Genomic DNA, 20,141 nt, shown 5'->3' with positions numbered 1-20,141 from the left:
GAACGAAAAACCATCACCTGCTCAGATTTTACGCAGTTTTTACAGAACAACCGTCCACCACCCCGCGCCACCTCGGCTCAACTGCCCGAAAATCCCCATCTTTCCCGCACCGCAAAATCTTTCCCTCGAACTGCGCATGGTTCTTGCATTGCAATTTGCGTTGTATTCAAATGAACAAAAAAGGGGAGCCGCACCTTTGGCATTTGATGAAATGATTACCGGGGACGAGAGCCCCCGCCCGCCTTATGAAAAATATTTCGAGTGGTACAACAGCCAAGACCGGTCGCATCTGATTGCCAAGTCCCGCGACGCGGAAAATATCTTCAGGAAGACCGGCATCACCTTCGCCGTTTACGGCCACGCCGATAGCTCCGAAAAGCTCATCCCCTTCGACATCATTCCCCGCATCATCTCCGCCCGCGAATGGCGCAAGCTGGCCCAGGGTATCGAGCAGCGGGTAATCGCGCTCAACGCCTTTCTGGATGATATCTATCACAAGCAGGAGATCATCCGCGCCGGCCGCATCCCGCGCGAACTGATCGAAAACAATGTCGCCTTTCTGTCCGAGATGATCGGCTTCCGCCCGCCTGGCGGCGTCTACACCCATATCGTCGGCACCGACATCGTACGAACAGGCGAAGACCAGTTTTACGTGCTGGAGGACAATGCCCGCACGCCTTCCGGTGTCAGTTACATGCTGGAAAACCGGGAAACCATGATGCAGATGTTCCCGGAGCTCTTCCACGAGAACAAGGTGCAGCGCGTCGAGGACTATCCCTATCTCTTGCGCCAGAGCCTTGCGTCGCTTGCTCCTCCCGGCTGCACCGGCAAGCCGCGCGTCGCGGTGCTGACCCCGGGCATCTACAATTCAGCCTATTACGAACACTCCTTCCTGGCCGACATGATGGGCGTCGAACTGGTCGAGGGTTCGGATCTGCGCGTCATCGACGGCAAGGTGAAGATGCGCACGACCCGCGGCTACGAGGCGATCGACGTGCTCTACCGCCGCGTCGACGACGATTTCCTCGATCCGCTGACATTCCGGGCCGATTCCGCCCTCGGCATTCCCGGCATCATGGATGTCTACCGCTCCGGCAACATCACCATCGCCAATGCGCCGGGCACCGGCATATCGGACGACAAGGCGATCTATTCTTATATGCCGGAGATCGTCGAATTCTATACCGGCCGCAAGGCGCTGCTCGAAAACGTCCCGACCTGGCGCTGCTCGGAAGCATCAAGTCTGAAATACGTGCTGGAGCACCTGGAAGAGCTGGTCGTCAAGGAAGTGCACGGCTCCGGCGGCTACGGCATGCTGGTCGGCCCGACGGCATCGAAAAAGGAGCGCGCCGATTTCGCCGAGAAGCTGAAGGCCAAGCCGAACAATTACATCGCCCAGCCGACGCTGTCGCTCTCCACCGTGCCGATCCTCGTCAATAAGGGGATCGCGCCGCGCCATGTCGACCTTCGCCCCTATGTGCTCGTCTCCGACAAGGTTCAGATCATTCCGGGCGGGCTCACCCGCGTGGCCCTGAAACAGGGCTCGCTGGTGGTCAATTCGAGCCAGGGCGGCGGCACCAAAGACACCTGGGTATTGGAGGACTGATGCTCGGAAGAACCGCAAACGGCCTCTACTGGATGTTCCGTTACATCGAGCGCGCCGAAAATATCGCCCGTCTGGTCGATGCGGGGCTGCGCATGTCGCTCACCCGCAGCAGCGCCGGCGACGACAACTGGGACGGGGTGCTGCAAAGTGCCGGCGTGCGCGAGGCCTACGACGAGGGCCACGCCAAGCTGACCAATGCCGATGCGATCGATTATCTCCTGCGCGATCGCTCTAACCCGTCGAGCGTGATGTCCTGCATCGACTCCGGCCGCAACAATGCCCGCATGGTACGCACCGCGCTGACGCGCGAGACCTGGGAGGCGACCAACGAATGCTGGATCGACCTGAAGTCGCTGCTTGAAAAGCGTGTGAAGGCCGCCGACCTGCCTGAGGTGATCGACGTCATCAAGCGTCGGGCCGGCCTAATCCGCGGCGCCTTCCACGGCTCGACGCTGCGCAACGAGCTCTATAACTTCGCTCGCATCGGCACCTTCATCGAGCGGGCCGATAATACCAGCCGCATTCTCGACGTGAAGTATTACGTGCTGCTGCCCTCGGTTTCGGCGGTCGGCTCGTCGCTCGACAATGTGCAGTGGGAATCGATCCTGCGTTCGGTCTCCGCGCACCGCGCCTATAGCTGGGCCTATGACGGCGAATACCGAGCGATGAATATTGCCGACTTCCTGACCCTGAATGTGCAGATGCCGCGCTCACTCGCCTATTGCTACGAGAAGATCGTCAGCAATCTCGGCTATCTCGCCCAGGATTACGAGGAGCGGCTTCCCGCTCACGACACTGCCGACGCGATCCGCACCACGCTGCAGACGCGGGCGATCCGCGACATCATGGATCAGGGGCTGCACGAATTCCTGGAAGACTTCGTCTCGCGCAACAACCAGCTCGGCGCGGAGATTTCCGACGGCTACCGGTTCTACGTTTAAGCGGATCAGACCATGAGACTGAAGATCAGCCACCTCACCGAATACCGCTACGACGAACCGGCGCAGTTCTCGCTGCAGCGCCTCAGGCTGACGCCGCCGTCATCAGTTGCTCAGAAGGTGCTTGGATGGTCGTTGAACGTCGAGGGCGCCACGCCCGAGGTGGAGTATGACGACCAGTACGGCAACCATGTCAATCTGGTCTCGCTGGAAGGCGCGCAACACATGACGCGGATCCTGGCCGAAGGCGAGGTCGAGACGGTGGACAATAACGGCGTCACCGGCCAGCACACCGGCTTCTGCCCGCTTTGGCTCTTCCTGCGCGAGACGCCGCTGACCAAGGGCGGCAAGCTCATCAAGGAACTCGTCAAGAGCGTCGGCGGCGACAACGAGCTTGCCCGCATGCATGCGCTGATGGCGGCAATCCATGAGACGGTCGACTATAAGCCCGGCACCAGCAACGCCGCGACGACGGCCGAACAGGCGCTGGAGAAGAAGAGCGGCGTCTGCCAGGACCACGCGCATATCTTCGTGTCCGCCGCCCGCGCCCTGCAGGTCCCCGCTCGTTACGTCTCCGGCTATCTGATGATGGAGGAAAAGATCGAGCAGGCGGCGACCCATGCCTGGGCAGAGGCCCATATTCCCGGCCTCGGCTGGGTCGGCTTCGATCCGGCCAACGAGATCTGCCCGGATGCCCGCTACGTCAGGATCGCCTCCGGCCTCTGCTACCGCGACGCGGCGCCGATCTCCGGCATGCGCATCGGCACGCCGGGTGAAACACTGTCGGTGACCGTCAAGGTCGAGAACGGCGGACAGATGCAAAGCCAGAGCCAGAGCTGAGGGCTCTGCACGCTTTTCGAACATGACGGACGAACGCCGCATGGCGCTTTTCGCACAGCCAAGTCGCGACCAGCTATTCTAGCCTGCGGCAAGAGCCTGCAGGTGGCCGCGCGCGCCGTAGCTGAGGATCGCCTGATCGGCCGTAAGCAGCGGCACACGATGGAAACGGGCCGTGGCCACGATGATGCGGTCGGCGGGGTCGGCATGAAATTCGCCGGGGAGCCGAACGCTGTCTACGGCGATGGAGGGCTCGATCGGCGCAAGCTGGAGTCCGGCCAGCGACAGCGCACCATCGATCCATCGCCCGACGTCGTCGCCAAGCGCCAGGCGCCCCTTCTGCACCAGCATCGCGATCTCCCAGGGTGTGATTGCCGACACCAGTATCCGGCTTTTCCCAGTCATCTCGTCGATGATGCGACGGGCTTGCGCGCCAAGACGGGCATCGTCCTGCATTGCCCAGACGAGAATATGCGTATCGATGACGATCAACGGAGGGCGTCCCAATCTTCCGGTTCAACGACCGGAGACAGCGGATCGTCATAGCGCATGACGCTCCCCTTCATCGCGCCGATGATGCTCTTGCGGCTGCCGGTGTCAGGTGCCGGCGACAGCACCGCTACCGGTTTGCCCCGCTTGGTGATGACGATCGATTGATCGTCGTTCCGCATCTGATCGATCAGGTTCAGGCATTTCGCCTTGAACTCCGCCGCGCCGATGACCTTGGACATGACCATATCTCCTGTACACTTGTACAAGATATAATACCATATCGGTATCGAACAAGGGCAAAAGAAAAAGCGGGCTCTCACCCCGCCTTTTCAATGATCCCAATCTCGGATGCATCCTTGCTCAGTGGCTGTCCTTGCCGACTGCGCTTCCGCGACATCCCTTGAGGAAGTCGAGGTCGGCGCCGGTGTCGGCGCCTTCGACGTGCTGCTGGTGCAGGTAGGCGTAGCCCGACGTCGGCAGATCGTGGTTCGGCTGCCATTCGGCAAGACGGCGCGCCAGTTCCTCGTCGGAGATGTCGAGATGCAGGCGACGGTTCGGCACGTCGAGCTCGATCATGTCGCCGGTTTTCACGACCGCGAGCGGGCCGCCGACCGCCGCTTCAGGCGAGGTGTGCAGCACCACCGTGCCATAGGCCGTTCCGGACATGCGGGCGTCTGATATACGCACCATGTCGAGGATGCCCTTCTTCAGCACCTTCGGCGGCAGGCCCATATTGCCGACTTCGGCCATGCCGGGATAGCCCTTCGGCCCGCAGTTTTTCATCACCATGACGCAGTTCTCGTCGATGTCGAGATTGTCGTCGTTGATCTTTGCCTTGTAATCGTCGATGTCCTCGAACACGACCGCCCTGCCCCGGTGCACCAGCAGATGCGGCGAAGCAGCCGAAGGCTTCAACACCGCGCCCTTGGGCGCGAGGTTGCCGCGCAGCACGACAATGCCGCCGGAAGAGGTCAGCGCCTTTTCGGCCGGCAGGATCACGTCCTCGTTCCAGTTGACGACGTCCTTGACCTCGTCCCAGACAGTTTCGCCGGACACTGTCAGCGCGTCCTTGTGCAGCAGGCCGGCTTCGCCGAGGCGCTTCAGCACGACAGGCAGGCCGCCGGCATAGAAGAATTCTTCCATCAGGTATTTGCCCGACGGCATCAGGTTGACGATGGTCGGCACGTCGCGGCCGCAGCGGTCCCAGTCGTCGAGCGAAAGATCGATGCCGACGCGGCCGGCAATGGCGAGCAGGTGGATGACGGCATTGGTCGATCCGCCGATCGCCGCATTGGTGCGGATGGCGTTCTCGAAGGCCTGCTTCGTCATGATCTCCGAGGGCTTCAGATCGTCCTTGACCATCTGCACGATACGGCGGCCGGTGAGCTGCGCCATGACCTTGCGGCGGGAATCGACGCCGGGGATCGCGGCATTGCCTGACAGCGCCATGCCGAGCGCCTCGGCCATCGACGCCATCGTCGAGGCCGTGCCCATGGTGTTGCAGGTGCCCGACGAGCGGCTCATCGAAGCTTCGGCTTCGAGGAACTCGGCCTGCGTCATCTCGCCGGCCTTCACCATTTCGGAGAACTTCCACAGATGCGTGCCGGAGCCGACGCGCTCGCCGCGGAAATAGCCGTTCAGCATCGGTCCGCCGGTGACGACGATCGACGGTAGGTCGCAGGAGGCCGCACCCATCAGCAGCGACGGCGTGGTCTTGTCGCAGCCGACGAGCAGCACGCAGCCATCCATCGGCTGGCCGCGGATCGCTTCTTCTACCGCCAGCGCGGCAAGGTTGCGGTACATCATCGCGGTCGGACGGAAGGTGTTTTCCGATGCCGAGAATACCGGCACCTCGAGCGGGAAGCCGCCGGCCTCCCAGACACCCGCCTTCACCTTCTCGGCGAGCTCTCTGAGATGACCGTTGCAGGGGGTCATATCCGACCAGGTGTTGAGGATCCCGATGACAGGCCGTCCGTCGAACAGGTCGTGCGGATAACCCTGGTTCTTAAGCCAGCCGCGATGATAAATCACGTCGCGGCTCGTGCCGCCGTACCATTCCTGCGACCTCAGCCTGCGCGGCCATTCCGCTTTCTTCTTCATAATCTCTGTCCTTCAGGTGATTGCCGGGCCGCCTCGTACGGCCCGGGTCATCGGATATGTCTCAAGCCAGCGTGTAGGCTGTCTTGACCACAGTAAAGAATTCGCTCGCATACTTGCCCTGCTCACGCGGGCCATAGGACGACCCCTTGCGGCCGCCGAACGGAACGTGGAAATCGACGCCGGCCGTCGGCAGGTTGACCATGACCATGCCGGCTTCCGAATTGCGCTTGAAATGCGTCGCGTGTTTCAGGCTGGTCGTGGCGATGCCGGCAGAAAGGCCGAAGGGCGTGTCATTGGCAAGGGCAAGCGCCTCGTCGTAATCCTTCGCGCGGATCACCGAGACGACGGGTCCGAAGATTTCCTCGCGCGAAATGCGCATCTGGTTGGTCGCTTCGGTAAACAGCGTCGGCTGCAGATAGAAGCCGGGCGTTTCGCGCGAGATGACCTCGCCGCCGAAGGCGAGCTTGGCGCCTTCCTTTTTGCCGATCTCGATATAGTCGGTATCGGTCTTCAGCTGCCGTTCGTCGACAACGGGGCCGATATGGGTGCCGGCCTTGAGCGCATTGTCGACGACGAGCGTCTTCAGCTTGTCGGTCAGCGCCGCCACGAACTTGTCGTGAATGCCTTCGGTGACGATCAGGCGCGACGAGGCCGTGCAGCGCTGGCCGGTGGAGAAGAAGCCGGAATTGGCGGCAGCTTCGACGGCGACGGAAAGATCGGCATCGTCGAGCACGACCATCGGATTCTTGCCGCCCATCTCCAGCTGGAACTTGCGGTTATGCTCGATGGAGGCGGCAGCGACGCGCCGGCCGGTGCCGGTGGAACCGGTAAAGGTAATGCCGTGAACGTCGGGGCTTTCCAGCATGGCCTGGCCGACGACCGATCCCTTGCCCATGACGAGGTTCAGAACGCCCTTCGGCAGCCCTGCCCTATTGAGGATATCGACGATCGCCCAGGAGCAGGCCGGCACCAGCTCGGCCGGCTTGAAGACGATGGTGTTGCCGTAGCAAAGCGCCGGCGCGATCTTCCAGGCCGGAATGGCGATCGGAAAGTTCCACGGCGTGATGATGCCGATAACGCCGAGCGCTTCGCGGGTGATCTCGACGCCGATGTTCGGGCGAACCGACGGGATGACCTCGCCGGCGAGCCGCAGGGCTTCGCCTGCGAAGAATTCGAAGATCTGCGAGGCGCGGATGACTTCGCCGGTCGCTTCCGGCAGGGTCTTGCCCTCTTCGCGGGCAAGCAGCGCGCCGAGCTCGTCCTTGCGGGCCATGATCTCGTCGCCGGTCTTCTTCAGGATGACATGGCGTTCCCAGATGCCCGAGCGCGACCAGGCCGGAAAGGCGGCCTTGGCGGCGGCGATGGCGTTTCTCGTATCCTCAGCGCTGCCATCGGCATAAAGGCCGACGACTTCGTTCGTATCCGACGGGTTGATGTTCTTCGTCGCGTTCGTGCCGACCCATTCGCCGGCGATCAGGTTTTGATAAATGGTCATGGGCTGAACAAGCCTCCTTTACCGTTTACAAACACGGCCCGGTCGCGGACGCAGCCAGGCCTCGAAAATCAGAGCTGCTTGACGGAAATCTCTTCCTCGGCGGCCACCTTCAGCGGGTTGCGCAGCGGCAGGCCGAACTCGGCGACTTCAATTTCGAAGACGTCGTCCTCTTCGGTCTTGATGCCGTCGGCGAAGGAGAGGGTCGCGGTGCCGAACATATGGACATGAACATCGCCCGGAACACGGAAGAGGCCATATTTGAAATGGTGATATTCGAGATTCGCGAAGGTGTGCGACATGTTCGCCTCCCCCGACAGGAAGGGCTTTTCGAAGATCACCTTGTCGCCGCGCTTGATGCGCGAGGTGCCACGAATATCTTCCGGCGGCGCGCCGATGCGGATTTCCGGACCATAGGCGGCCGGGCGCAGTTTCGAGTGGGCCAGATAGAGATAGTTCATCCGTTCGGTGACGTGGTCCGAAAACTCGTTCGACAGGGCAAAGCCGATGCGGAACGGCGAGCCGTCCTTGGCGATGACGTAAATGCCGGCCATTTCGGGCTCTTCGCCACCGTCGAGGGCGAAGGAGGGCGAGACGAGCGGCGCGCCGGGGGCGGCGGCGCCATAGCCGTTGCCCTTGTAGAACCACTCGGGCTGCACGCCCTTTTCGCCTGATTTCGGCTTGCCGTTCTCAAGGCCCATCTTGAACATCTTCATCGAGTCGGTCAGCGTTTCCTCGGCCGCCTCGCTGGTCTTCTTGTGCATGGAATCGCGGGTGGCGGCTGAGCCGAGATGCGTCAGCCCGGTGCCGGTCAGATGCAGGTGGGCGGCGTCGGGATGGGTGATCGGCGGCAGGAAGCGGCCTTCCGCATAGGCTTTATCGAGATCGACGGCGTCGCCGTAGCCATGGGCCTCGATGACCGCGGCCAGCGACTTGCCGCCGTCGGCGGCTTCCATCGCCAGCGCATAGACGCTGCCGGCATTCTTGACCGACCTTGCCGCGCCGCCCTGCTCGCGCACGGCGACGATGATCTCTCCGTTGGCACCCTTGATCTGGGAAATAAGCACGACTTCGATCCTTCTCGTTCCGGCGAAGACAGAAAAAGCTCCGCCTGCCCGGCTCCATCAGGAGCCGGAATCCAACTTTCATATGACTGCGAATGCCGGGGCTGGCGCTGACGCGCTCAGCCCTTGTTCTTGTTGTAGACGTCGAAGAACACGGCGGCGAGAAGCACCGCACCCTTGACCATCTGCTGCGAGTCTGTGCCGAGACCGTGGATCGACATGCCGTTGTTCATGATACCCATGATAAGCGCGCCGATCACCGCTCCCGTCACCTTGCCGACGCCGCCCTGGGCCGATGCGCCGCCGATGAAGCAGGCGGCGATCACGTCGAGCTCGAGACCGAAACCGCCCTTGGCCGTCGCCGAGTTGAGGCGCAGCGCCACGATGAGACCAGCGAGACCCGCAAGCAGACCCATATTTGCAAAGGTCAGGAAGGTCAGCCGCTCGGTATTGATGCCGGAAAGCTTGGTGGCCTTCTCGTTGCCGCCCATGGCGTAGATGCGCCGGCCGATCGTCGTGCGACGGGTAATGAAGGCATAGGCAGCGACGAGGACGAGCATGACGACAAGCACGTTCGGGAAGCCGCGATAAATCGACAGCTGATAGCCGAGCCCCAGGATGGCGAGCGAGACTATGATGTTCTGGGCAAGGAAGAAGCCCATCGGCTCGACGTCGTTGCCATGCTTCTCGTTCGACAGGCGCTTGCGCCACGCCAGATAGAAGAGGGTCACGGCGCCGACGACCGTCAGGATGATCGAGGTCGAGTTGATGCCGCCCATATCGACAAGGTTGGGCAGGAAGCCGATGCTGATCAGCTGGAACTCCGGCGGGAACGGACCGATGCTGGTGCCGGTGCCCGATGCCGTCATCACGAACAGCGTCAAGCCGCGGAAGACCAGCATGCCGGCAAGCGTGACGATGAAGGACGGGATCTTGTGATAGGCGACGAAATAGCCCTGAACGCCGCCAACGACCGCGCCGAGAGCAAGACACACGACACCCGCCAGGACATAGTTGGTATGCCACTGCACCGTCATCACGCCGGCGATGGCGCCGATGAAGCCGACGACGGAGCCGACCGACAGATCGATATGGCCGGCAACGATGACCAGCAGCATGCCGAGCGCCATGATGACGATGAAGGAGTTCTGCAGAATGATGTTGGTCAGGTTGAGCGGCCTGAAGAGAACGCCACCGGTCGAGAACTGGAAGAACACCATGATCGCGATGAGTGCGATGAACATGCCGTATTCGCGGATGTTGCCGCGGATATAGTCTCCGATCGAGACGACACGCCCCTGCTCAGCGATGGGTTGATTGATCGGCGTCATTGTTTCTTCTCCCCTGAGCGCATGATAGCGCGCATGATGGTTTCCTGGCTTGCTTCTCCCTTCGGCAGTTCAGCGACGATGCGTCCCTCGTTCATCACGTAGATGCGGTCACAAGTGCCAAGCAGTTCGGGCATTTCCGACGAGATCATCAGAACGCCCTTTCCATCGGCGGCAAGCTGGTTGATGATGGTATAGATTTCGTATTTCGCGCCGACATCGATGCCGCGCGTCGGCTCGTCCAGGATCAGGACATCGGGGCCGGAGAACAGCCACTTCGACAGCACCACCTTCTGCTGGTTGCCGCCGGAAAGATTGACCGTTTCCTGGAAGATGCTGGAGGAGCGGATGCGCAGCTTCGAGCGATAATCGGTCGCAACCCGCGATTCCTTGACGCTGTCGATCACCGAGGCATTCGACACCGCCTTCAGATTGACGAGCGTCGTGTTGTGCAGGATCGTGTCGTTGAGCACGAGGCCGAGCTGCTTGCGGTCTTCGGTGACGTAGGCGAGACCGGCGTCGATCGCCTTGCGCACGGTGCTGACGTCGACCGGCTTGCCGTGCATCAGCGCCTCGCCCGAGACCTTGTGGCCATAGGACTTGCCGAACAGGCTCATGGCGAATTCGGTGCGCCCTGCCCCCATCAGCCCGGCGATACCGACGACTTCACCCTTGCGGACGGTGACGTTGATATTGTGCAGGACCTGACGGTCGCGGTGCTGCTGGTGATAGGCGTTCCAGTTCTTCACTTCGAGAATGGTTTCGCCGATCGGTACCGAACGCGGGGGATAGCGGTCTTCGAGATCGCGGCCGACCATGTTGCGGATGATGATGTCTTCGCTGATCTCGTCGGCGTGACAGTCGAGTGTCTTGACGGTCATGCCGTCGCGCAGGACGGTGATCTGGTCTGCGACCTTACGGATCTCGTTCAGCTTGTGTGAAATGATGATGGAGGTGATGCCCTGCTTGCGGAACTCCATCAGCAGGGTGAGCAGCGCATCGGAATCGCTTTCGTTGAGCGACGCCGTCGGCTCGTCTAGGATGAGCAGCTTGACGCTCTTCGACAGCGCCTTGGCGATCTCGACGAGCTGCTGCTTGCCGACGCCGATGTCGGTCACCAGCGTGTTCGGAGATTCGGACAGGCCGACTTTCTTGAGCAGCTGCTTGGTACGGTTGAAGGTCTCGTCCCAGCTGATGACGCCGCTCTTGGCATTCTCGTTGCCGAGGAAAATGTTTTCGCCGATCGACAGCAACGGCACAAGCGCCAGTTCCTGGTGGATGATGACGATGCCGATTTCTTCGGAGTCCCTCAGCGCCTTGAAGTGACGCGTCTCGCCTTCATAGACGATGTCGCCGTCATAACTTCCGGTGGGGTAAACACCCGATAGCACTTTCATCAGGGTCGATTTGCCGGCCCCGTTTTCGCCTACCAATGCGTGAATTTCACCCTTGCGAACCTTGAGGTTCACGTTCTCCAGCGCCTTGACGCCGGGGAACGTCTTGGTGATGCTCCGCATTTCGAGGATGGTATTGTCCATAGTCAAAGTTCCAGCGTCCCCAGCCCGTCAATGGATGGGTAATCATAAAATCGAAGGCCGGAACCCGCAAGCGCAGGCTCCGGCCTCCAGCTTAACTTACTTCAGCTTGTCTTCGGTGTAGTAACCGCTGTCGACCAGGATCTGCTTGTAGTTGGTCTTGTCGACGGCAACCGGCTTCAGCAGATAGGACGGAACGACCTTGACGCCGTTGTCGTAGGTCTTGGTGTCGTTGACCTCAGGCTCCTTGCCGGACATGACGGCATCGACCATGGCAACCGTGACCTTGGCGAGTTCGCGGGTGTCCTTGAAGATCGTCGAGTGCTGTTCGCCAGCAATGATCGACTTGACCGACGGGATTTCAGCGTCCTGGCCGGTGACGATCGGCAGCGGCTGAGCAGCCGTACCGTAGCCAACGCCCTTCAGCGAGGAGATGATGCCGATCGAGAGGCCGTCATAGGGAGACAGGACGGCATCGACCTTGGCGTCGGTGTAGTTTGCCGAGAGCAGATTGTCCATGCGAGCCTGGGCCGTTGCCGGATCCCAACGCAGCGTGCCGACCTTGTCCATGCCGGTCTGGCCGGACTTCACGACGAGCTTGCCCGAGTCGATGTAGGGCTGCAGGACGGACATTGCGCCATCATAGAAGAAGAAGGCGTTGTTGTCGTCCGGCGAACCGCCGAAGAGTTCGATGTTGAACGGGCCTTTGCCATCCTTGAGGCCGAGGCCGTCAACGATGGAGTTGGCCTGGAGAACGCCGACCTGGAAGTTGTCGAAGGTGGCGTAGTAGTCGACGTTGGCCGAATCGCGGATCAGGCGGTCATAAGCGATGACCTTGATGCCGGCATCGTGTGCCTTCTGGAGAACGTCGGAAAGCGTCGTGCCGTCGATCGAAGCGATGACGAGGACCTTGACGCCCTTGGTCACCATGTTTTCGATCTGCGACAGCTGGTTCGGAATGTCGTCGTCGCCATACTGCAGGTCGGTGCCGTAACCGGCAGCCTGCAGCTGCTTGACGATGTTGTTGCCGTCGTCGATCCAGCGGGCCGAAGCCTTGGTCGGCATTGCAATGCCGACGGTGCCCTTGTCGGCGGCCATCGCCGGCGCAACGAACGAAGCGACGCCGAAGGCAGCCGCAGCCATCAATGAGATAATGGATTTCATTTCTCTCTCCCTTGTTAATAGAGCAGCGGACGAAAAATCGCCCGCCCCGAAACTGTGGCAGGTTCCGTATTGGATAGTTACTTCAGATGGTGAGAAACGAAGTAGGTCTCCTCCACGATCTCACACGTGTTGAGTGCCAACCAGCACACGGCGGCAAACTGGTATGGATTCCTATAACTGTCAAATAGAATAAGTGGTAATGTGCATAACAATTTTGGTATATCGTTAAAAAGTATTACTTTTGATGGAGCGCAGTGGGGAGGCTGCAACCATGACGATCGTTTCAGAGCCCATTTCGATGGATCACGTCGATATCCACAGCGACAATTTCGGCGACGACAGCTTTCTTCGTTCGGGACTTAAGCTGAATCACCTGCGCATCATCGTCGCAATCGAAGATAGTGGACAGATTTCCGCAGCTGCAGAAGTTCTCAACATCTCGCAGCCCGCCGCATCGCGCATGCTGTCGGAAATGGAGGCGATCACCAAGACATCGCTCTATGAGCGCGTCGCCCGCGGCGTGGTGCTGACGACCTTCGGCGCGGCCCTTGCCAGACGTGCCCGCAAGATCCTGTTGGAGCTGCGCGAGGCGAGCCGCGAGATCGGCGAATTGAAGAGCGGCAAGGGCGGTTCGGTGTTCATCGGCGCGGTGACGGCGCCGGCCATGAGCCTCGTCGTGCCGGCGATCAACAGGGTGCGCAAGGCCTATCCCGGCATCGAGATCAACATCCAGGTGGAGACGAGCAACGTGCTCGCCCGCGAGCTGCTTGCCGCCCGCCACGACTTCATCATCGGCCGCATTCCCGACGACCTCAACCCGCGCCTGTTCGAGGTGAAAGAGATCGGCATCGAACGGGCCTGCCTGATCGTGCGCAACCGCCATCCGCTCCTCAAAAGAAAGAAGACGAGCAGTCTTTCCGACGTCAGGGATTACGACTGGGTGTTCCAGCCGCCGGGCACGCTGCTGCGCCGCACGATCGAAGACATCTTCCTGTCGCGCGGCGTGGCGCTGCCGGAGAACATCGTCAATACCTCCTCTCTGCTGCTCACCTGCGCCATCGTCTGCGAAACCGATGCGATCGCCCCCGTCGCCGTCGACGTCGCCCATTTCCTCGCAAGCCAAGGTGCCAAGGCGTCCGATGTGCGCATGCTGGCGATCGATTTCGACATCAACGTCAAGCCCTACAGCCTGATCACGGCGAGAGAACGGGCGCTGCCGCCGAGCGCCAAGCTGCTCTACGACATCATCCTCGAGGAGAGCGGCAGGCAGGGCGGCTAGAGCGCGACGCGATTTTCGGGCGAGATCATGCTCTGTCTATTTAACCGGCAAGCTCTGCGCCATCTTGCCCAGATCTAATGTCGTCGAGAGGAAGGCGCATGCTGTTCGGACAATCGGTATTTCAATCAGTGCTCGAGCGGCTGAAGGCAGAGGAAGAACCGGCCGAACAGACGCACGCGCCGGCTGCCCACCGCGTATCCGGGCTTGCCACCGGCCTCGCATTCGACGTCATGGAAGGCATTTCGGTCACCTCGCAGCGGATCGGCGAAGCTTATTTCGACAATCTCGGCAGCGAGCCTGCGGCCGAGGAGGCTCTTCCGCCGGAGCCGGAACCCGTCATGCCGGACCATCTCGCCCGCATTGCTCCGGAAGAGATCGCCGTCGAACTGGCGATCGCTGCCTCCGATACCCAACAGACGCTGAACGAGAAGCGGCGCACATTTGCCAAGGCCAATCATCCTGACGGCGTCGCTGAGCCTTTTCGCGACAATGCCAACCGGCGCATGATGATCGCCAATCTGCTGATTGACGAGGCGATGCGCCGCCTGCCGCAAAGCTGAATCTCGAACGCGGGAAAACGCTCCGAGGCTATGCCGCAAACCGGCTCGGTCAGCGCATGCTATATGTGCCGTTTTCCAGCCATTCAACCGCTCCCTGAGGTACTCAGTTCGATTCTTTCGCGTTACGGTAGCAGATAAACCTCCCGCTTTTTGGTATCCGACATAGCGTATTTCGGCCCCCCCTAATCCATGCCTACCTCCTTTTCAGTAGGGCACTGCGCTAACTGGCGAAATTGAATGCGACACAACACATTGTAGCATCGAGCGGTTGAAATGTTTTCAGGAGATCGCCCACATGTCATCTACGGAAGATCCGAAACGGCCACGCAACACTGCGCGCAGACATTTTCTAGGTGTAGCCGCAGCCGCCGGCGCTCGCCTCGCCGGCGTGGCAGCCATGGCCACGGCAATTTCCACCTCTCCGGCCAAAGCGATGGGTCGGCGTTGGGGACGGGGCGGCTCCGGTGGACACGGAGGTTCCGGCGGGAGCGGTGGCTCAGGCGGAGGCCATGGCGGCAGCGGCGCAAATTGCTTCCTGCGGGGAACGGCGATCCTGACGGATGGCGGTGAGAAGCCCGTCGAGGATCTCAGCATCGGCGATCGCATTGCCCTTCCGGACGGCAGCACCCGTACGGTCAAGTGGGTCGGCCGCCAAAGCTTCAAGAAGAGCGGCGCACGCTGGCAAAAAGACGTCGTGCCGATCCGGGTTTGCCGCCACGCACTGGACGGGCACATCCCACATTCGGATCTCTATCTGTCGCCTGGCCATGCGCTGTACCTGGACGGCATTCTGATCCAGGTGAAGGAGCTCGTGAACGGCACGACGATCGCACCGGTCACTCCCGCCGCCGACGCATCGATCGACTACTATGCCGTCATGCTCGATACGCACGAAGTTATCCTAGCCGAAGGTGCTGCGGCCGAGTCCTTCCGCCTGCAGACCAGCAATCACGAGAACTTCTGCAATTTTGCAGAGTACGAGCGTCTCTATGGAGAGGAACGCAATGTGATGACACCCTTTGCGCCATTGCTCGGAGGTGGCTGGTCACATTTGAAAGCGCTTCTCCTGCTCGGGGTCTCGCCGCTGGTACCGATCCGCGATCCCTTCGGGAATGCCTGTGAAAAGATCGACGCGCAAGCTAGGGAATTGTCACTCTGACAGGACGGGAATGCGCGGAGACCGGGCTCGCTGCACGCGGAACCGTGCGCCGGTCTTGCGATAATATCGAACAAAGATGTCAAGCGCGGCGCGCATCGGAACGAGCGTGGCGCGCTTCGATTATTGGGCTGAGACCAAGCGGATGATGCTAGCCGGTCGCCTACGCGCTGCGGCGAATCGCCCGCTGATTATTCCGCCTGCCCGCCTTTCGAAGACTTTTCCGCGGATGTCTCGGCGGCTTCGTCCTCTCCTTCGGCATCAGGCTGCACAACCGGCTCGGCCGCCTGCGGCTTGAAGGTCCAGAACAGCATATAGAAGGCATAGGCACCGGCCGCCGCCGAGATCACCGCCCAGAAGGGATCGCCGCCGATAATCTCGACCGCGGCCCAGCCGAAGCAGACGGCAACGATGCCGACACGCACCCAGAGGCGCTGGTATGCCGGATGGTTCGGATCGATCAGTTGCATGTCTGTCCCCGCGGTCGCATTTTATCGCACTGTCCTTTAGTTTGAATCTTGCAAATGTGAAAGAGTCGCGGGCTTGACGCGACGCAAAGATGATGGAATGAAAATTTCAGATTTTTGGCAATTCGGTTTATTTGTTCCGAATTCAAGGGAGATTGGAATGACTGTAAGATTTGGTCTGCTCGGCGCCGGCCGCATCGGCAAGGTTCACGCCAAGGCCGTCAGCGGCGACGCCAATGCGACGCTGGTCGCCGTCGCGGACGCCTTTCCGCAGGCGGCGGAAGCTATCGCTTCGGCCTATGGCTGCGAAGTCCGCACCATCGAGGCAATCGAAGCCGCCAAAGACATCGACGCCGTCGTTATCTGCACGCCGACGGACACCCATGCCGACCTGATCGAGCGCTTCGCCCGCGCCGGCAAGGCGATCTTCTGCGAAAAACCGATCGATCTCGACGTCGCCCGTGTCAAGGCCTGCATCAAGGTGGTGGAAGAGACCGGCGCCAAGCTGATGGTCGGCTTCAACCGCCGCTTCGATCCGCATTTCCTGGCGGTGCGCAAGGTGATCGACGACGGCAAGATCGGCGATGTCGAGATGGTGACGATCACCTCGCGCGACCCCGGCGCCCCGCCGGTCGATTACATCAAGCGCTCGGGCGGCATCTTCCGCGACATGACGATCCACGATTTCGATATGGCCCGCTTCCTGCTCGGCGAAGAGCCGGTCTCGGTGCTGGCGACCGCCGCCGTGCTGGTGGACAAGGCGATCGGCGAAGCCGGCGATTATGACAGCGTCTCGGTGATCCTGCAGACCAAATCCGGCAAGCAGGCCGTCATCTCCAACTCCCGCCGCGCCACCTATGGCTACGACCAGCGCATCGAAGTGCACGGTTCCAAGGGCATGGCGGCAGCCGAAAACCAGCGCCCGGTCTCGATCGAAGTGGCGAACGGCGACGGCTACACTCGCCCGCCGCTGCATGACTTCTTCATGACCCGCTACACCGAAGCCTACGCCAACGAGATCGCTGCCTTCATCGCCGCGATCGAAAAGGGCACGAAGATCTCGCCGTCGGGCGCCGATGGTCTCGCAGCGCTGGCGCTTGCCGATGCAGCGGTGCAGTCGGTCAAGGAAGGCAAGCTGATCAAGATCGGCTGACGGTCCTCTCCCGACCGGAAGTCGTGCATGAGATGGCCGGGCTCTGCCCGGCCGTTTTGCGTTTGTGGGGTAGGCTCAAAAAGGCCCCTCGCCACAGGGAAAAGGGAGAGTTCGACGGTGCTGTCCCCTTCGCCCCAGCGGGGAGAAGGTGGCCCGAAGGGTCGGATGAGCGGGCCGCGAACACAAGGCCGGCCGGCCCAAGCTACCATCTGCTCCAAGGCCTAAAACGGTATTATGACAGAGACTTAAAGAAATCTCTGTCGGCGGTTGTGGCCCCCTCATCCGCCCTTCGGGCACCTTCTCCCCGCTGGGGTGAAGGGGGAACCCCTACTCCCCGCCCTGCCCCCCCGACAGCACGATGTCCTGATCGATCACCGACAGTGCCCGGTTGAGGTGACCTTCGAAGACGAGGATGGGTTCGTCGGGGACGACGCGGATTTCCGGCATGCCTTCCATGCGCACGATATGCGACTGGCCGAGGCCCTCTTCGATGCCCTGGCGCAGCAGGTCGTAGTAGCGGGTGCCGGGGCCGGTGATGGCGATCGGCATACGTTCGGTAAGGCTCAGCATGCGCGACAGGCCGTTGCCGAGCGCCAGCCCCGCCTGGCGGAAGGCGAAGGTGGAGGTGCGGTGGCCCTGGCGGGCGCGGGCGGCGATCTTGTCGAGTTCGGCGACCGGGACGAATTTGGCAGGGATCGTGTCGAGCGGCACTTCGAAGGCGCTGCGCAGGATGGCGTAGAAGCCGGCATAGGCTTCAATGCAGCCACGCGTGCCGCAGCGACAGAGGCCGCCGCCCGCCATGTGCAGCATGTGGCCGAAATTCGGCGCCGAAACCTCCTGCCCGGTCTGCCTTCCCCGCCGGACGATGCCGAGGCCGATGCTGTGGCCGAGGGAGAGGGCGGCGAGCGAGCGGAAATCGGCGCCCTTGACGATCTCCTCGCGGGCGCCGAGCGCGGCGGCGACCAGCAGCGTCTCGTTATCGAGGATGACCTTGGCCTGCCAATCCGGCCGGAGCGCCGATTCGAAATCGATCTGATCGCTGCCGAAGATCGGCGACCACAGAAGCACCGGCTCGGTGGAATCGACCAGGCCCTTGCTGCTGATCGAAATCAGCAGGACTTTTTCCTGGGTAATGCGGGAGCGATCGAGGATGCGCGAAAGGCCGGCGCGTACGCCTTCCACGAAGCGGCCAGCTCCCGAGGGATCATGCGAGCGCTCCTCGCTGAAACGGTCGATCAGCTTGCCGGCATAATCCACAAGCGAATATTGGACCGCATCCGAGGAGATGATGACGACGATCAGATAGCCGCAATCGCGCCGCTGGCGCAAAAGTACGCGCGGCCGGCCGCGGCCGCTTGCCGCCTGCTGCTCGGATTTTTCGATGATCTGGGCGCGTTCCAGATCGGCGGTGATCGCCGAAATGGTGGCCGAGGAAAGGCCGGTGAAATCGGATATTTCGGTATGGGCGAGCGCACCGTGGCGGCGCAGCACGGACAGCACGAGCACGCTGTTTCTCTGCCGGACCAGCTCCGTGCTCGACTTGGTCAGCATGGATGCCGCCCTCTCCTCCTGTTTCGTGAGACCACGACGCCGCCCGAAAACCGCTCACGGTTTTTCGGCATCATGCTCTTCATCGCCCTCACCTTCCCCTGCATCCCCGGTCGCTTTTGCGCAAGCCAATGAAGCCGGCGATGCAGAGTTGACAGTTGAAAAAATCTCTGACAGTTAATTTCTCGACTGTCGAGAAAAAAATCTCGACAGCTTTCGCGGTGGCCGGAGGAAGCATGGGCTGGGCCGGTCGCAACTCACTCGGGAGGACAATTTATGAAGTCTATTTTGAAACTGATGGCAGGGGCTGCCATTCTCGTTTCCGTGCATACTGCCGCCATGGCTGCCGATCTTGTCGTCGGCGTTTCCTGGTCGAATTTCCAGGAAGAGCGTTGGAAGACCGACGAAGCCGCCATCAAGAAGGCTCTCGAAGCCAAGGGCGCCAAATATATTTCCGCTGACGCGCAGTCCTCGGCCGCCAAGCAGCTGACCGACGTCGAATCGCTGATCTCGCAGGGCGCCAACGCGCTGATCATCCTTGCCCAGGATTCCGACGCCATCGGCCCGGCGATCGAAAAGGCCGCTGCCGAAGGCATTCCGGTCGTCGGCTACGACCGCCTGATCGAAAACCCGGCGGCCTTCTACATCACCTTCGACAACAAGGAAGTCGGCCGCCTGCAGGCCGAGGGCGTCTTCAAGGCCAAGCCGGAAGGCAACTACGTCTTCATCAAGGGCTCGTCCTCCGACCCGAACGCCGACTTCCTGTTCTCCGGCCAGCAGGAAGTGCTGAAGGCTGCGATCGACGCCGGCAAGATCAAGAATGTCGGCGAAGCCTATACCGACGGCTGGCTGCCGGAGAACGCCCAGCGCAACATGGAGCAGTTCCTGACCGCCAACAACAACAAGGTTGACGCTGTCGTCGCCTCCAACGACGGCACGGCCGGCGGCGCGATCGCGGCGCTCGACGCCCAGGGCCTCGCCGGCTCCGTTCCGGTTTCCGGCCAGGACGGCGACAAGGCTGCGCTGAACCGCATCGCGCTCGGCACGCAGACGGTTTCCGTCTGGAAGGACAGCCGCGAACTCGGCAAGCGCGCCGCTGAAATCGCTCTCGACCTCGCCGGCGGCAAGGACATGAGCAAGATCGACGGCGCCCAGGCTTTCAAGGGCGGGCCGAAGGGCGTGGAGATGCAGTCTGTCTTCCTGAAGCCGCTCGCCATCACCAAGGACAACCTCAACGTCGTCATCGACGCCGGCTGGATTTCCAAGGCTGAAGCCTGCCAGGGCGTCAAGGCCGGCACGGTTGCTGCCTGCAAGTAAGCGAACTTTGCACTAGAATAACCGGCGCCGCAGCGGATACCGTTGCGGCGCCGGATGCGGACGGGAATTCCAACGACGAAGTTTTCTCCGCCTCGCCGCACCATC

General features: G+C 61.4%; 18 protein-coding genes. 8 read left to right on the top strand and 10 right to left on the bottom strand.

Annotation, left to right across the window (positions count from 1 at the left end; genetic code table 11):
- Nucleotides 1–196 precede the first annotated feature (196 nt).
- Genes B5E41_RS09735 through B5E41_RS09725 form a run of 3 tightly spaced genes read left to right on the top strand, consistent with a single transcriptional unit; the run spans nucleotide 197 to nucleotide 3,384 of the window.
- A complete protein-coding gene (locus tag B5E41_RS09735) occupies nucleotides 197–1,606 on the top strand; it encodes a circularly permuted type 2 ATP-grasp protein (protein WP_041678724.1) in 1,410 nt (469 codons plus the stop codon).
- Nucleotides 1,606–2,547: an alpha-E domain-containing protein gene (locus tag B5E41_RS09730; protein ID WP_020921998.1), complete on the top strand. Its 942-nt coding sequence runs from the start codon at nucleotides 1,606–1,608 to the stop codon at nucleotides 2,545–2,547. The genes B5E41_RS09735 and B5E41_RS09730 overlap by 1 nt, the downstream gene beginning before the upstream one ends.
- Before the next feature lie 12 nt (nucleotides 2,548–2,559).
- Nucleotides 2,560–3,384, top strand: coding sequence for a transglutaminase family protein (locus B5E41_RS09725; protein ID WP_088393093.1), 825 nt, complete (start codon nucleotides 2,560–2,562; stop codon nucleotides 3,382–3,384).
- A 78-nt stretch (nucleotides 3,385–3,462) separates the two neighbouring features.
- Here the strand turns inward: B5E41_RS09725 and B5E41_RS09720 are convergent, their stop codons facing one another.
- The 8 genes from B5E41_RS09720 to chvE form a co-directional block, all read right to left on the bottom strand.
- On the bottom strand, nucleotides 3,463–3,873 hold the full coding sequence (locus tag B5E41_RS09720) for a type II toxin-antitoxin system VapC family toxin (protein WP_088393091.1): 411 nt from the start codon (nucleotides 3,871–3,873) through the stop codon (nucleotides 3,463–3,465).
- Nucleotides 3,870–4,112, bottom strand: coding sequence for a type II toxin-antitoxin system Phd/YefM family antitoxin (locus B5E41_RS09715; RefSeq protein WP_176439363.1), 243 nt, complete (start codon nucleotides 4,110–4,112; stop codon nucleotides 3,870–3,872). The genes B5E41_RS09720 and B5E41_RS09715 overlap by 4 nt, the downstream gene beginning before the upstream one ends.
- 121 nt (nucleotides 4,113–4,233) lie before the next feature.
- Nucleotides 4,234–5,973: an L-arabinonate dehydratase gene (gene araD, locus B5E41_RS09710; RefSeq protein WP_088393087.1), complete on the bottom strand. Its 1,740-nt coding sequence runs from the start codon at nucleotides 5,971–5,973 to the stop codon at nucleotides 4,234–4,236.
- A gap of 61 nt (nucleotides 5,974–6,034) precedes the next feature.
- Complete coding sequence (locus B5E41_RS09705; RefSeq protein ID WP_088393085.1) at nucleotides 6,035–7,468, bottom strand: aldehyde dehydrogenase family protein; 1,434 nt, start codon at nucleotides 7,466–7,468, stop codon at nucleotides 6,035–6,037.
- 68 nt (nucleotides 7,469–7,536) lie between these two features.
- The gene (gene araD1, locus B5E41_RS09700; RefSeq protein WP_088393083.1) at nucleotides 7,537–8,532 is read right to left on the bottom strand and encodes an AraD1 family protein; all 996 of its coding nucleotides are present in this window, start codon (nucleotides 8,530–8,532) and stop codon (nucleotides 7,537–7,539) included.
- A gap of 116 nt (nucleotides 8,533–8,648) precedes the next feature.
- Nucleotides 8,649–9,860 carry a multiple monosaccharide ABC transporter permease gene (gene mmsB / locus B5E41_RS09695; RefSeq protein WP_064811049.1) on the bottom strand — a complete coding sequence of 404 codons (1,212 nt, stop codon included), beginning with the start codon at nucleotides 9,858–9,860 and terminating at the stop codon, nucleotides 8,649–8,651.
- On the bottom strand, nucleotides 9,857–11,395 hold the full coding sequence (gene mmsA, locus B5E41_RS09690) for a multiple monosaccharide ABC transporter ATP-binding protein (RefSeq protein ID WP_088393081.1): 1,539 nt from the start codon (nucleotides 11,393–11,395) through the stop codon (nucleotides 9,857–9,859). Before mmsA ends, mmsB begins: the two co-directional genes overlap by 4 nt.
- A gap of 96 nt (nucleotides 11,396–11,491) precedes the next feature.
- Nucleotides 11,492–12,556 (bottom strand): multiple monosaccharide ABC transporter substrate-binding protein, encoded by a 1,065-nt coding sequence (gene chvE / locus B5E41_RS09685; RefSeq protein ID WP_011426401.1) that lies wholly within the window; start codon nucleotides 12,554–12,556, stop codon nucleotides 11,492–11,494.
- Between the two features lie 271 nt (nucleotides 12,557–12,827).
- On the opposite strand from chvE, the gene B5E41_RS09680 reads away from it, so the two are divergent.
- The 3 genes from B5E41_RS09680 (at nucleotide 12,828) to B5E41_RS09670 (ending at nucleotide 15,554) form a co-directional block, all read left to right on the top strand.
- Entirely contained in the window at nucleotides 12,828–13,835 is a 1,008-nt protein-coding gene (locus tag B5E41_RS09680; RefSeq protein WP_088393079.1) for a LysR family transcriptional regulator, read from the top strand.
- Nucleotides 13,836–13,933: 98 nt separating this feature from the next.
- Entirely contained in the window at nucleotides 13,934–14,395 is a 462-nt protein-coding gene (locus B5E41_RS09675; RefSeq protein ID WP_088393077.1) for a hypothetical protein, read from the top strand.
- A 295-nt stretch (nucleotides 14,396–14,690) separates the two neighbouring features.
- Complete coding sequence (locus B5E41_RS09670; protein ID WP_088393075.1) at nucleotides 14,691–15,554, top strand: Hint domain-containing protein; 864 nt, start codon at nucleotides 14,691–14,693, stop codon at nucleotides 15,552–15,554.
- Between the two features lie 188 nt (nucleotides 15,555–15,742).
- Here B5E41_RS09670 and B5E41_RS09665 read toward each other — a convergent pair whose 3' ends face one another.
- Nucleotides 15,743–16,021 (bottom strand): hypothetical protein, encoded by a 279-nt coding sequence (locus B5E41_RS09665; RefSeq protein ID WP_088393074.1) that lies wholly within the window; start codon nucleotides 16,019–16,021, stop codon nucleotides 15,743–15,745.
- 157 nt (nucleotides 16,022–16,178) lie between these two features.
- On the opposite strand from B5E41_RS09665, the gene iolG reads away from it, so the two are divergent.
- The gene (gene iolG, locus B5E41_RS09660; RefSeq protein ID WP_088393072.1) at nucleotides 16,179–17,171 is read left to right on the top strand and encodes an inositol 2-dehydrogenase; all 993 of its coding nucleotides are present in this window, start codon (nucleotides 16,179–16,181) and stop codon (nucleotides 17,169–17,171) included.
- Nucleotides 17,172–17,498: 327 nt separating this feature from the next.
- On the opposite strand, the gene B5E41_RS09655 is transcribed toward iolG, so the two are convergent.
- A complete protein-coding gene (locus B5E41_RS09655; protein ID WP_088393070.1) occupies nucleotides 17,499–18,722 on the bottom strand; it encodes an ROK family transcriptional regulator in 1,224 nt (407 codons plus the stop codon).
- Nucleotides 18,723–18,995: 273 nt separating this feature from the next.
- Between B5E41_RS09655 and xylF the strand changes: the two genes are divergently transcribed.
- The gene (gene xylF / locus B5E41_RS09650; protein ID WP_003581351.1) at nucleotides 18,996–20,036 is read left to right on the top strand and encodes a D-xylose ABC transporter substrate-binding protein; all 1,041 of its coding nucleotides are present in this window, start codon (nucleotides 18,996–18,998) and stop codon (nucleotides 20,034–20,036) included.
- The last annotated feature ends 105 nt before the right edge of the window (nucleotides 20,037–20,141 follow it).

Source organism: Rhizobium esperanzae, assembly GCF_002204185.1.
In the GTDB taxonomy this organism is placed as follows: domain Bacteria; phylum Pseudomonadota; class Alphaproteobacteria; order Rhizobiales; family Rhizobiaceae; genus Rhizobium; species Rhizobium esperanzae.
This window is presented reverse-complemented; position numbering and strand designations above follow the sequence as displayed.

Excerpts from the sequence above, each read along its gene's own strand:
- B5E41_RS09730 (WP_020921998.1), top strand. The coding sequence starts at position 1,606 with ATGCTCGGAAGAACCGCAAACGGCCTCTACTGGATGTTCCGTTACATC.
- B5E41_RS09715 (WP_176439363.1), bottom strand. The coding sequence starts at position 4,112 with ATGTCCAAGGTCATCGGCGCGGCGGAGTTCAAGGCGAAATGCCTGAAC.
- B5E41_RS09655 (WP_088393070.1), bottom strand. The coding sequence starts at position 18,722 with ATGCTGACCAAGTCGAGCACGGAGCTGGTCCGGCAGAGAAACAGCGTG.
- mmsB (WP_064811049.1), bottom strand. The coding sequence starts at position 9,860 with ATGACGCCGATCAATCAACCCATCGCTGAGCAGGGGCGTGTCGTCTCG.
- B5E41_RS09725 (WP_088393093.1), top strand. The coding sequence starts at position 2,560 with ATGAGACTGAAGATCAGCCACCTCACCGAATACCGCTACGACGAACCG.
- xylF (WP_003581351.1), top strand. The coding sequence starts at position 18,996 with ATGAAGTCTATTTTGAAACTGATGGCAGGGGCTGCCATTCTCGTTTCC.
- mmsA (WP_088393081.1), bottom strand. The coding sequence starts at position 11,395 with ATGGACAATACCATCCTCGAAATGCGGAGCATCACCAAGACGTTCCCC.
- araD (WP_088393087.1), bottom strand. The coding sequence starts at position 5,973 with ATGAAGAAGAAAGCGGAATGGCCGCGCAGGCTGAGGTCGCAGGAATGG.
- B5E41_RS09665 (WP_088393074.1), bottom strand. The coding sequence starts at position 16,021 with ATGCAACTGATCGATCCGAACCATCCGGCATACCAGCGCCTCTGGGTG.
- iolG (WP_088393072.1), top strand. The coding sequence starts at position 16,179 with ATGACTGTAAGATTTGGTCTGCTCGGCGCCGGCCGCATCGGCAAGGTT.
- B5E41_RS09670 (WP_088393075.1), top strand. The coding sequence starts at position 14,691 with ATGTCATCTACGGAAGATCCGAAACGGCCACGCAACACTGCGCGCAGA.
- B5E41_RS09705 (WP_088393085.1), bottom strand. The coding sequence starts at position 7,468 with ATGACCATTTATCAAAACCTGATCGCCGGCGAATGGGTCGGCACGAAC.
- B5E41_RS09680 (WP_088393079.1), top strand. The coding sequence starts at position 12,828 with ATGACGATCGTTTCAGAGCCCATTTCGATGGATCACGTCGATATCCAC.
- chvE (WP_011426401.1), bottom strand. The coding sequence starts at position 12,556 with ATGAAATCCATTATCTCATTGATGGCTGCGGCTGCCTTCGGCGTCGCT.
- B5E41_RS09675 (WP_088393077.1), top strand. The coding sequence starts at position 13,934 with ATGCTGTTCGGACAATCGGTATTTCAATCAGTGCTCGAGCGGCTGAAG.